The organism is Gluconacetobacter johannae, from assembly GCF_014174305.1.
Lineage (GTDB): Bacteria > Pseudomonadota > Alphaproteobacteria > Acetobacterales > Acetobacteraceae > Gluconacetobacter > Gluconacetobacter johannae.
In genome coordinates, this window is the sequence record NZ_JABEQH010000027.1 from 1 (window position 1) to 11,854 (window position 11,854).

Genomic DNA, 11,854 nt, shown 5'->3' on the forward strand with positions numbered 1-11,854 from the left:
CGGGCGGCGGCGGCGGCGGCGGAGGCGGCGCTTCCTCGGGCGGGGCCTTTTCCGGCGGCGTCGGGGCCGGCGGGGCCTCCTGCGGCACGGGCGCCGGCGCCGGCGCGGGCCTGGACGCCGGCTTGTCCGCCTTGTGGGGCATGCCGCCGCTGTCGGAGGTGAATTCCATCTCCACCGTCGGCGGCGGGGGCGGTTCGGGCGGGACGGGCGACGGCAGGCCCAGCAGCACCGCCAGCAGCAGCGCGACATGGGCGCAGCCGGACAGCACGACCGACCGCCGCATCAGGACAATTTCGGAACGACGCGGCTGAACCACGACGAGGATGCTCCTACCCGGCGAACGGGAGATCAGGGCGCCGCACCGGCGGGCGGCTGCTGGGCCAGCAGGGCGACATGGGTGAAGCCGCCGGCGGTGATCCGTCCCATCACCTCCATGACCCGCCCGTAATCAATGTGGGAATCCCCGCGCACGAAGATCCGGTGCGCCGAGTCGTTTTCCGCCGCCGCGCGCAACTGGTCCACCAGCTGGTCCGATGACACGGGGTTGTCGCCCAGGTACAGCGCCCCGTCCGACCGGATGGACACGGTGATGGGCTTGCTCTCCGCGTTGACGGGCGCCGCGTCGGTCTTCGGCAGGTCGACATTGACGCCGCTGGTCATCATCGGCGCGGTCACCATGAAGATGATGAGCAGCACCAGCATGACGTCCACCAGCGGGGTGACGTTGATGTCCGACATGGGACGCCGGCGGCCGCGACGGCCCCCGCCTCCACCGAGCGAAACGCCCATGGCTCAGCCCCTTTCCTCGGACTGGCGGGACAGGATGGCGGCGAATTCGGTGCCGAACCCGCCCAGCCGGTCCTCGAACAGCGCCAGGCTGTTGTTGATGACGTTATAGGCGATCACGGCCGGAATCGCGGTCACAAGGCCGATGGCGGTGGCGAACAGCGCCTCGGAAATGCCGGGGGCGACGACGGCCAGGTTGGTGTTGTGCATCGCCGCGATGGCCCCGAAGGCGTGCATGATGCCCCACACCGTGCCGAACAGGCCGATGAACGGCGCCACCGGGCCGATGGTGGCCAGGAAGATCATCCAGCGGCCCAGCCGTTCCATCTCGCGCGTGATGGTGATGGTCATGGCGCGGTCCACGCGCTCCTGCACGCCGCCGCGCGCCAGGTCGACGCCGGCGATCCGCGCCGAGCGCCGCCATTCGCCCATCGCGGCCCCGAACACCGCCGCCAGCGGATGCAGCGGCTTGGCGCCGTCCGATTCGTACAGGTCGTCCAGGCTGCCGCCCGACCAGAACCGGTCCTCGAATTCCGATGCCAGGCGGTTGACGCGCCGCAAGGTCACGATCTTGTCGAAGATGATGCCCCACACGACGATGCTGCTGAGCACCAGCCCGATCATCACCAGTTTGACGACGATCGCCGCATGAAGGAACAGACTCCAGAGCGACAAACCGCCGGCCGCAGCCGCGCCCAGATTCGCCGCGTTAACCGCTTGGTCCAAAAACGCCTCCTGCACCTTCTGCCCGCAACCGCGCGATCGCACGGGGGGCAGTCTGACACTGCACTCCAGTGCGTTCCTTATAGGCTTCCGCGGAAAAGCAGAAGCACCCCCCACCGCTGTACCACCATGACAGGACGAAGAATTTTCGTCCGTATCCCCTCAGTCCACCAGCCCGCTCAGAAGATCACGCCATAAGGGCGGAAATCGGGCAGGCCGCCCGTCGGATACGCGCACGCAGGCCAGCCGAACCTCCAGTTCGGCGCACAGGGTCCCGCCCAGCAGGAAAAGCTGCTCCAGCCGGCAACTGGCCGACCCCAGTTCGATCAGGCGCGTGGTGACCCTCACCAGGTCGTCCAGGCGCAGCGGCTGGCGGTAGCCGATGCTCGCCTGGCGCACGACGAAGGCCAGCCCATAGTCCTCCAGCAGCGCCGAGACCGGCTTGCCCAGGCCACGGATCGCCTCGGTCCGCGCGCGTTCGGCGAAGGCGAGGTAGCGGGCGTGATAGACGACGCCGCCGGTATCGGTGTCCTCGTAATAGACCCGGAAGTCGATGCCATGCCTCATGCGTCGTCCTCGCGCAGCAGGTCGCCCTGGCCGGGAAGCGCGGCCGGCGGGACCAGCCCCAGATGCCGCCATCCCCGCTCGCCCAGCATGCGGCCGCGACTGGTGCGGAGCACCAGCCCTTCCTGGATCAGATAGGGCTCGATCACGTCCTCGATGGTGTCGCGGGCCTCGGCCAGGGCGGCGGCCAGCGTCTCCACCCCCACCGGGCCGCCGTGATGATGCTCGGCGATGCGGCGCAGATAGCGCCGGTCCATCCCGTCCAGCCCCAGCGAATCGACCTCCAGCCGCGACAGGGCGGCATCGGCCATGGCCCGGTCCACCGGCCCTGCCGCCGCCCGCCCGACCGAGGCGAAGTCGCGCACCCGGCGCAGCAGGCGGCCGGCGATGCGCGGCGTGCCGCGCGACCGGCGGGCGATTTCCTCGGCCCCGTCGGCCGTCAGGTCGAATTGCAGCTTCTGCGCCCCGCGCGAGACGATCAGGCGCAGTTCCTCAGCCGTGTAGAACACCAGGCGCAGCGGAATGCCGAACCGGTCGCGCAGCGGGGTCGCCAGCAGCCCCGCCCGCGTCGTCGCCGCCACCAGGGTGAAGGGCGACAGGTCGATACGCACCGAGCGCGCGGCCGGGCCCTCGCCGATGATGAGGTCGAGCTGGAAATCCTCCATCGCCGGATACAGCACTTCCTCGATGGCGGGCTGCAGGCGATGGATCTCGTCGATGAACAGCACGTCGCGCGGCTGCAGGTTGGTCAGGATCGCCGCCAGGTCCCCCGCCCGCTGGATCACCGGGCCGGAGGTGGCGCGAAACCCCACGCCCAGTTCCCGCGCCACGATCTGCGCCAGGGTGGTCTTGCCCAGGCCCGGCGGGCCGTGCAGCAGCACATGGTCCATCGCCTCGCCGCGCTTGCGGGCGGCGGCGATGAAGATCGCCAGATTCTCGCGGCTGGCCTTCTGGCCGGTGAAATCGTCCAGCGTCTGGGGGCGCAGCGTAGCCTCGGCCGCGTCCTCGGCCCCCCGCGCGGCGTCGATCGTGCGCTGCATCTCGGTCATCGCGCCAGCTCCCGCAGGCTTTCGCGGATCACGACGTCCAGATCCGCCTTATCGTCCAGCCGGGCCACGATCCGCGCCACCACCGGATGGGCCTCGGCCCGCCGGAAGCCCAGGCCCGCCAGCGCCAGCAGCGCGTCGGCCTCGACCCCGCCGCCGGCCGCCTGCACCGGCATCGCGATCCCCGGCCCGGTGGGCATCCGCCCCGTCTTGTCACGCAGTTCGGTCAGGATGCGCTCGGCCAGCCGCGCGCCGACGCCGGGCGCGCGGGTCAGGCTGGCCTTGTCGGCCGAGGCGATCACCGCGCCCAGCTCGCCCGACGACAGGGACGACAGAATGGCCAGCGCCACCTTCGCCCCCACCCCCTGCACCGTCGTCAGCAGGCGGAACCATTCGCGTTCGGCGCTTTCGGCAAACCCGTACAGCAGGAACGCATCCTCGCGCACCACGGTCTCGATCAACACGCGCACCGTCTCGGGCGGGCGGGGCAGGACGGACAGCGTGCGCGTCGAGGCCTGGACCAGATAGCCGACGCCATTGACGTCCACGACGCAGCGATCGGCCTCCACCTGGCTGACCTGGCCCGTCAGATGCGCGATCATGCCATGCGCGTCCCGGCCATCACGCGCAGCGCACTGGCGCGGTGATGTGCGTGGCAGATCGCGACCGCCAGCGCGTCCGAGGCATCGGCGCGGCGGATCGTGGCCCCGGGCAGCAGGCGGCGCACCATCATTCCCACCTGGTCCTTGCTGGCGGCGCCGGTGCCCACCACCGCCCGCTTCACCGCCATGGCACCGTATTCGGAAACCGCGATTCCGGCCAGCGCCGGCACCAGCAGGGCGACCCCGCGCGCATAGCCCAGCTTCAACGTCGAGGACCCGTTGCGGTTGACGTAGGTTTCCTCGACCGCCGCCTCGTGCGGGCGGTGGGCCTGCACCAGCGCCAGCAGGGCGTCATGCAGCAGGCGCAGCCGCTCGGGGACCGGGCTGTCCCCGTCGGTCGCGATCACCCCATCGGCGACATGGCACAGCCGGTTGCCATCGACATCGACGATGCCCCAGCCCGTGAAGCGCAGGCCCGGATCGATGCCCAGCAACCGGACCATGCGCGCGGTCAGGCCGAAAGCCTCTCGGCCACGTCGTCGGGCAGGTCGAAATTCGCGTACACCGCCTGCACGTCGTCATTCTCCTCCAGCACGTCGACCAGCTTCAGCAGGCTGCGTCCCTTGTCCTCGTCCAGGGTGACGACGGTGCCCGGACGCCAGTCCAGCCGGGCGCTGGCGGGCTCGCCGAAGCGGGCCTCCAGCGCGTCGCGCACGGCGAAGAACGATTCGATGGGGCAGGTGACCTCGTGCGTCTCGGCCGACGATTCGACGTTCTCGGCCCCGGCCTCGATCGCGGCCTCCAGCATCTCGTCCTCGCTGGCGACGGAAGCCGGATAGGTGACGACGCCCAGCCGGGTGAACATGAAGGACACCGAATTGGTCTCGCCCAGCGACCCGCCATGCTTGGAGAACGCGGCCCGCACGTCCGACGCGGTGCGGTTGCGGTTGTCGGTCAGGGCCTCGACGATCACCGCGACGCCGGCCGGGCCGTAGCCCTCGTACCGGACTTCGACATAATCGTCGCCCCCGCCGGCGCCGGTCGCCTTCTTGATCGCGCGCTCGACCGTGTCCTTGGGCATGTTGACCTCGCGCGCCGCCGAAATCGCGGCGCGCAGGCGCGGGTTGGACGCCGGGTCCGGCAGGCCCGACCGCGCGGCGACCGTGATTTCGCGGATCACCTTGGCGAATTGCCTGGCCCGCCGGGCGTCCTGCGCGCCCTTGCGATGCATGATGTTCTTGAACTGGGAATGACCCGCCATCGTTCGTCTCTAACCTTCGTCTTCAGTCCAGCCGGGCCGTCAGACCAGCCGGCCGTGGCAATGCTTGTATTTCCTGCCCGACCCGCAGGGGCACAGGGCGTTGCGAGGCGTCTCGCCCCAGCTCGACGGATCGTCGGGCATGATCGCCGCCGCCCCGATCGGCGTCGCCATCGTCACGTCCGGCGCGGCGCCCAGGGCGGGCAGCAGGCCGGGCGCGGGTTCCGACGCCAGCCCCGGCACCCCGGGGTCGGCATGGATCTCGGCCATGCCCGCCTGCGCGGCCCCGGCAAACGGGGCGTTGGTGGGGAACGGAGAGGCAGGGAACGGATTGTCCATGACCGGCGGCGCCACCTCGACCCGCGCCATGGTCGAGGTCACGCGCAGGCGCAGGTCGTCCAGCATGGCGGTGAAAAGCTGGAAGGCCTCATGCTTGAACTCGTTCAGCGGGTCCTTCTGGCCATAGGCGCGCAGGCCGATGCCCTGGCGCAGCTGGTCCAGCGCCAGCAGATGTTCCTTCCACACCGAATCGAACGTGGTCAGCAGCACCTGCTTCTCGATATAGCGCATGATGGCGGGGCCGAAATTGGCGGCCTTGGTCGCCTGGCCCTGGGTGGCGGCCTGCTCCAGCCGGTCGGTCACGGTCTGGCCGTCCACCCCGTCTTCCTTCGCCCACTCGGCCACCGGCAGGTCCAGCCCCAGGACGGCGCGCGCCTCCTCGGCCAGTTCGGCGCTCAGCCACTGTTCGGCGAAGGCGCGTTCGGGGATCGTGCGGGCCACCATCGCGTGAATCACGTCGGCGCGCATGTCCTGCACCGTCGCCGCCACCTCCTCGGCCGCCATGTATTCCCGGCGCTGGGAATAGACCTCCTTGCGCTGGTCGTTCATGACGTCGTCATATTTCAGCGTGTTCTTGCGCATGTCGAAGTTGCGGGCCTCGACCTTCTTCTGCGCGCGCTCCAGCGCCTTGTTGATCCACGGGTGGACGATCGCCTCGCCCTCCTTCAGGCCCAGGCGCTGCAGCATGCCGCCCATCCGCTCGGTCCCGAAGATCCGCATCAGGTCGTCTTCGAGCGAGATGAAGAAGCGCGAATTGCCCGGATCGCCCTGCCGCCCCGCGCGGCCGCGCAACTGGTTGTCGATGCGCCGGCTTTCATGCCGCTCGGTGCCGATGACGTACAGCCCGCCCGCCGCCTTGACGATGTCATGATATTCGGCGACCTGGGCGCGGATCTCGGCCTCGCGGCGGGTCCGTTCCTCGGGGTCCTCGACCTCCGCCAGTTCCTGGCGGACGCGCATCTCCACATTGCCGCCCAGCTTGATGTCGGTGCCGCGCCCGGCCATGTTGGTGGCGATCGTGATCGCTCCCGGCGCGCCGGCCTGGGCCACGATCGTGGCCTCCATCTCGTGGAAGCGGGCGTTCAGGACGCTGTGCTTCACGCCGCGCTTGGTCAGCAGTTCGGACAGGTACTCGCTCTTCTCGATCGAGGTCGTGCCGACCAGCACCGGCTGCGACGTCTTGGCGATCTCCTCGATCAGCGCGCTGACGGCGTCGTATTTCTCGCGCGCGGTCAGGTAGACCTCGTCATCGGCATCCTGGCGGGACACCGGCAGGTTGGTCGGGATCTCGACCACGTCCAGCTTGTAGATCTCGGCGAACTCGTCGGCCTCGGTCATCGCGGTGCCGGTCATGCCCGACAGCTTGGGATAGAGGCGGAAATAATTCTGGAAGGTGATCGAGGCCAGCGTCTGGTTTTCCTGCTGGATCTCGACATGCTCCTTGGCTTCCAGCGCCTGGTGCAGCCCGTCGGAATAGCGCCGGCCATCCATCATGCGGCCGGTGAATTCGTCGATGATGATGACCTTGCCGCCCCGGACGATGTAATCCACGTCGCGCGCGAACAGCGTGTGCGCCCGCAGCGACTGCTGGACGTGGTGGATCACCGCGACGTTGTGGATGTCGTATAGCCCGCCCTCGACCAGCACCCCGGCCTCGCGCAGCATGGCCTCGACCTGCTCCGACCCCGCGTCCGTCAGGATGACCGAGCGGAATTTCTCGTCCTTCTCGAACGCCTCGGGCGTCTTCACCAGCTCGCTCACCACCGCGTCGACCGAGCGGTAGAGGTCGGAACTGTCCTCGGCCGGGCCCGAGATAATCAGCGGCGTGCGCGCCTCGTCGATCAGGATCGAATCGACCTCGTCCACGATCGCGTGGTGGAAGGGCCGCTGGACCATGTCCTCGATGCGGTACTTCATGTTGTCGCGCAGGTAGTCGAACCCGAACTCGTTGTTCGTGCCGTAGGTGATGTCGGCCTGGTAGGCGGCGCGCCGTTCCTCGTCGGGCATGTTCGGCACGATGACGCCGGTGGTCAGGCCCAGGAAGGCATACAGCTTGCCCATTTCCTCGGCGTCGCGGCGGGCGAGGTAGTCGTTGACCGTCACCACATGCACGCCCCGGCCGGACAGCGCGCTGAGATAGACCGCAAGGGTGGCGACCAGCGTCTTGCCCTCGCCGGTCCGCATCTCGGCGATCCGCCCGGCATGCAGGACCATGCCGCCGATCAGCTGCACGTCGAAATGGCGCATGCCCAGCACGCGGCGCGCGGCCTCGCGCGCCACGGCGAAGGCTTCGGGCATCAGCGAATCCAGCGACGCGCCCCCGGCGATCCGGTCGCGGAATTCGCCCGTCTTCGCCGCCAGCGCCCCGTCGTCCAGCGCACGGACCTGTGCCTCCAGCGCATTGACCTCCGGCACGCGGCGCTGAAACGCCTTGAGCGAGCGATCGTTGGCAGTTCCAAACAAGGCACGGGCAAGACTGGCGAACATGTAGACCTTCCGGAATGGCGCGGCTCCGCGCCCGTCCGGACACCCGGGCAGGCTGGAACTGTAGGAATGGCATTCTCGCGCGGCATCTCAGATAAGACCCGCGCCGCCACCGGTCAACCGAAGCCGCCGCCTGCCGGCCGTGGCCCGGCGTGCGAAGGCGCGCACCGGGGCAGCCTTGCAGGACCGGGCAGCCTCGGCCATGATGCCCCGAGACGCTTTATATCTTAGGGTTTTCAACACATGCGGCTTTCCAGCCCGGCAGCTTCCTTCGTGGCGGCGGCCCTGCTCGCTCCTGCGCTTTTCGTCCCTCATGCCCACGCCGCCGCCCCCGCGGCGACGCCGGCCGCCCCCGCCGCCCCCGCGGCCCCGGCCAATCCCAACCCGGTCGTCGCCACCGTGAATGGCGAGGAGATCCATCTGGACGACGTGCGCCAGGCCGCCGGCTCGATGCCCGCGCAGCTGCGCCAGCTCCCGCCCAACATGATCTTCCCGATGCTGCTGAACCAGCTCATCGACCAGAAGGCCATCCAGGCGGCGGCGCTGCGTACGGGCCTGCAGAACCAGCCGGACGTCCAGGCGCAGATGCATGCCGCCGCCACCAGCGCGCTGCAGAACGCCTACCTGTCGCAGCAGGTCGCCCCGACGCTGACGGATGCGGCGATCCAGGATTATTACAACCAGAACTACGCCAACAAGAAGCCCGAGACCGAGGTCCACGCCCGCCACATCCTGGTGGCGACCGAGGCCGAGGCGACCGGCATCATCAAGCAGTTGAAGGCCGGGGCCGATTTCGGGGCGCTGGCCACCAAGCTGTCCACCGACAAGGCGTCGGCCAAGCAGAACGGCGGCGACCTGGGCTGGTTCAAGAAGGGCGACATGCTGCCGGCGTTCTCGGACGCGGCCTTCGCCATGAAGCCCCACAGCTTCAGCCAGACCCCGGTTCATTCGCAGTACGGCTGGCACGTGATCGAAGTGCTGGACACCCGTACCGCGGCCGTGCCCAAGCTGGACGCGGTGCGTGACGAGATCCGCCAGAAGCTGATCCAGCAGGGCGTCCGCCAGGCGGTGGACAAGGCGGTGGCGGGCGTGACGATCGTGCGTTACGATCCCAGCGGCAAGCCGATCCCGGCCACCCCGCCGGCCCCGGCGACCCCGCCGAAGAAGTAAGGCGGGCGGCCCAGGCCGTCCCCGCCGCCCGGCCCCCTCACCGGGGCCGGGTCACGACCGCCCCGCAGCCGCGCAGGACAGAAGACCGGACCGATGGCAGCCCCCCTTCCCGTATCCCCTCTCGCCCGGCCGATGCCGGCATTGGCGCCGGTGGCCGGCGTCCGGTTCGGCGCGACCGCCGCCGGCATCCGCTATACGGGGCGGACCGACCTGGTCATGGCCGAATTCGCGCCCGGCACCACGGTCGCGGGGGTCTTCACCCGCAGCAAATGCCCCGGCGCCCCGGTCGACTGGTGCCGCGCCGCCCTGCCGCAGGGCGTCGCCCGCGCGCTGGTGGTCAATGCGGGCAACGCCAACGTCTTCACCGGCCGCGCCGGGTTCGAGGCCACGCAGGCCAACGCCGCCGACGCCGCCCGCCTGGTCGGCTGCGCCGCCAGCCAGGTCTTCCTGGCCTCGACCGGCGTGATCGGCGAGGTCCTGCCCTACCAGAAGATCACCGCCGCCCTGCCCGGCCTGTACGCCACCCTGTCCGACGACGGCTGGGCGGATGCCGCGCGCGGCATCATGACCACCGACACCTTCCCCAAGGGCGCGGTGCGCGAGACCACCATCGGCGGCGCCCCCGTGCGGATCCAGGGCATCGCCAAGGGCAGCGGCATGGTGGCCCCCGACATGGCGACCATGCTGTGCTTCGTCGCGACCGACGCCGCCTTGCCCGCCCCGGTCCTGCAGGCGCTGCTGTCGGCCGGCGCCAGCAGGAGCTTCAACCGCACGACGGTCGATTCCGATACCTCGACCTCGGACATGGTGCTGCTGTTCGCCACCGGGCAGGCCGGCAATCCGCCCATCGCCGCCGAAACCGACCCCGCCCTGGCCGATTTCGCCGAGGCCCTCGATTCCCTGCTGCTGGAACTGGCGCTGCTGGTAGTCCGCGACGGCGAGGGCGCCACCAAGCTGATCCGCATCCAGGTCACCGGCGCCACGTCCGACGAGTCCGCCCACCGGGTGGCGCTGGCCGTCGCGAACTCGCCGCTGGTCAAGACCGCGATCGCCGGCGAGGACGCCAACTGGGGCCGCGTCGTCATGGCCGTGGGCAAGAGCGGCGAGCCCGCCAACCGCGACACGCTGTCCATCGCGATGGGCGGCGTCTGGATCGCGCGCAACGGCACCGTGGTGGCCGGGTATGACGAAACGCCGGTCGTCGCCCACATGAAGGGGCAGGAAATCGACATCGACATCGACCTGGGCCTGGGCAACGGCGCCAGCACCGCCTGGAGCTGCGACCTGACCCACGGCTATATCGACATCAACGGATCCTACCGGAGCTGACCGCCGCCCCCGGCCCAGTTCCCCACGATCCCTGCCAAGGACGCCCACCATGTCCGTCAAGCCTTTTGGGTCCGATACGCCTTTTGGCACCAGCCCGTTCGGCCGCGTCCCGCCCCGCCATGTCTGGGTCTATGCCGGTTTCTGGTTCCGCGTCCTGGCCTGGTGGGTCGATACGATGGTCGTCTGCGTCCTCGGCTGGGCCGTCAGCCTCGCGGTCGCGCCCAGCCTGTCCATCACCATCCTCGACAGCGGAACAGGCGGCGGGCTGGGCGGCGGCAAGTACCAGATCGCCGACATCGTGCCCGCCGACTATTCCTATTCGTACAACATGCTCCAGCCGACATGGCATGGCAGCGGCCTGTACGAAGCCCTGCAATTCGTGTTGCCGGCGCTATATTTCATCCTGTTCGAATCCTCGCGCCTGCAGGCCACGCCGGGCAAGCTGCTGTGCCGCATGCGCGTCACCGACGTGCAGGGCGCGCGCATCGGCGTCCGCCGCGCCGCCGGCCGGTATTTCGGCAAGTTCCTGTCCCTGCTGCTGTGCGGCTTCGGCTTCCTGATGGTCATGTGGACGTCGCGCAAGCAGGGGCTGCATGACCTGCTGGCCGGCACCTGCGTGATCCGCCGGCAGGAGGAGGCCCTGCTCACCTTTACCCCGCCGGGCTGACCCGGCGCGGAGGGAGGTTCCATGTCCCCGCCCGCCCCGTTCACCTCCGCTGCCGTCGCCGACACGCTGGAACGCATCCGCGCGCGCACGCCGCTGGTCCACAACATCACCAACATCGTCGTGGCCAACAGCACCGCCAACGCCCTGCTGGCGATCGGCGCCTCGCCCGCGATGGTCGAGGCCGAGGACGAAGTCGCGCAACTGGTGCCCCTGGCCGCCGCCCTGGTGGTCAATGTCGGCACGCTGACCGTGCCGCAGGCCGCCGCCATCGCGCGGGCCACCCACGCGGCGCGCCTGTCGGGCACGCCCTGGATCCTCGACCCGGTCGCGGTCGGGGTGCTGGATTTCCGCTCGCGCGTCGCGCTGGACTGCCTGGCCGACGCCCCCCGGGCCATTCGCGGCAATGCGTCCGAAATCATGGCGCTGGCGCATCTGCGCGGGGCCGGCGGCGACGCCCCGCCGCCGGGGCGCGGCGTCGATTCGCTGTCCGGCGCGGCCGAGGCCCTGCCGGCCGCCCGCAGCCTGGCCCGCGCCACCGGGGCCTGCGTCGCCGTCAGCGGGGCCACCGACCACATCACCGACGGTCCACGGGTCGCCACGGTGGCCAACGGCCATCCGATGATGACCCGCGTCACCGGGCTGGGCTGCACGGCCACCGCCATCGCCGGCGCCTGCCTGGCGGTGGGGGACGACGCCATGGCCGCCTGCGCCCATGCCATGGTCCTGATCGGCCTGGCCGGCGAACTGGCCGCCCGCATCGCGCCGGGGCCGGGCAGCCTCCAGGTGGCGATCCTGGACATGCTGTACCGGCTGGACAGGCAGGCGGTGATGGAACACGCCCGGATCGCCCCCCTCGAACCCTGATCCGGTTTTCCCTATACAGGAT

12 protein-coding genes and 1 pseudogene are annotated in these 11,854 nt (G+C 70.0%); 4 read left to right on the forward strand and 9 right to left on the reverse strand.

From position 1 onward, the window contains the following. The 9 genes and pseudogenes from HLH21_RS15640 to secA form a co-directional block, all read right to left on the reverse strand. Positions 1 to 316 (reverse strand): annotated as a pseudogene (locus HLH21_RS15640) (energy transducer TonB); the annotation flags it as partial. 32 nt (positions 317 to 348) lie between these two features. Continuing rightward, on the reverse strand, positions 349 to 789 hold the full coding sequence (gene tolR, locus HLH21_RS15645) for a protein TolR (protein WP_182944689.1): 441 nt from the start codon (positions 787 to 789) through the stop codon (positions 349 to 351). A 3-nt stretch (positions 790 to 792) separates the two neighbouring features. Continuing rightward, complete coding sequence (gene tolQ / locus HLH21_RS15650; RefSeq protein WP_182944690.1) at positions 793 to 1,512, reverse strand: protein TolQ; 720 nt, start codon at positions 1,510 to 1,512, stop codon at positions 793 to 795. A 159-nt stretch (positions 1,513 to 1,671) separates the two neighbouring features. After that, entirely contained in the window at positions 1,672 to 2,076 is a 405-nt protein-coding gene (locus HLH21_RS15655) for a YbgC/FadM family acyl-CoA thioesterase (protein WP_182944691.1), read from the reverse strand. Continuing rightward, entirely contained in the window at positions 2,073 to 3,122 is a 1,050-nt protein-coding gene (ruvB, locus tag HLH21_RS15660; RefSeq protein ID WP_182944692.1) for a Holliday junction branch migration DNA helicase RuvB, read from the reverse strand. The genes HLH21_RS15655 and ruvB overlap by 4 nt, the downstream gene beginning before the upstream one ends. Continuing rightward, positions 3,119 to 3,721: a Holliday junction branch migration protein RuvA gene (gene ruvA / locus HLH21_RS15665; RefSeq protein WP_182944693.1), complete on the reverse strand. Its 603-nt coding sequence runs from the start codon at positions 3,719 to 3,721 to the stop codon at positions 3,119 to 3,121. Before ruvA ends, ruvB begins: the two co-directional genes overlap by 4 nt. Continuing rightward, positions 3,718 to 4,224 carry a crossover junction endodeoxyribonuclease RuvC gene (gene ruvC, locus HLH21_RS15670; protein WP_182944694.1) on the reverse strand — a complete coding sequence of 169 codons (507 nt, stop codon included), beginning with the start codon at positions 4,222 to 4,224 and terminating at the stop codon, positions 3,718 to 3,720. The genes ruvA and ruvC overlap by 4 nt, the downstream gene beginning before the upstream one ends. A gap of 8 nt (positions 4,225 to 4,232) precedes the next feature. Then, positions 4,233 to 4,982, reverse strand: a complete 750-nt coding sequence (locus HLH21_RS15675; RefSeq protein WP_182944695.1) for a YebC/PmpR family DNA-binding transcriptional regulator — start codon at positions 4,980 to 4,982, stop codon at positions 4,233 to 4,235. 39 nt (positions 4,983 to 5,021) lie between these two features. Next, positions 5,022 to 7,805, reverse strand: a complete 2,784-nt coding sequence (secA, locus tag HLH21_RS15680; RefSeq protein WP_182944696.1) for a preprotein translocase subunit SecA — start codon at positions 7,803 to 7,805, stop codon at positions 5,022 to 5,024. 240 nt (positions 7,806 to 8,045) lie between these two features. Here secA and HLH21_RS15685 point away from each other — a divergent pair, with 240 nt between their 5' ends. The 4 genes from HLH21_RS15685 to thiM all read left to right on the forward strand — a co-directional run bounded on the left by HLH21_RS15685 (position 8,046) and on the right by thiM (position 11,832). Continuing rightward, positions 8,046 to 8,972, forward strand: a complete 927-nt coding sequence (locus tag HLH21_RS15685; RefSeq protein WP_182944697.1) for a peptidylprolyl isomerase — start codon at positions 8,046 to 8,048, stop codon at positions 8,970 to 8,972. A 93-nt stretch (positions 8,973 to 9,065) separates the two neighbouring features. Next, positions 9,066 to 10,301 carry a bifunctional glutamate N-acetyltransferase/amino-acid acetyltransferase ArgJ gene (gene argJ, locus HLH21_RS15690; protein WP_182944698.1) on the forward strand — a complete coding sequence of 412 codons (1,236 nt, stop codon included), beginning with the start codon at positions 9,066 to 9,068 and terminating at the stop codon, positions 10,299 to 10,301. Between the two features lie 49 nt (positions 10,302 to 10,350). Next, on the forward strand, positions 10,351 to 10,968 hold the full coding sequence (locus HLH21_RS15695; protein WP_182944699.1) for an RDD family protein: 618 nt from the start codon (positions 10,351 to 10,353) through the stop codon (positions 10,966 to 10,968). Between the two features lie 21 nt (positions 10,969 to 10,989). Next, entirely contained in the window at positions 10,990 to 11,832 is an 843-nt protein-coding gene (gene thiM / locus HLH21_RS15700) for a hydroxyethylthiazole kinase (RefSeq protein WP_182944700.1), read from the forward strand. Positions 11,833 to 11,854: the final 22 nt, after the last annotated feature.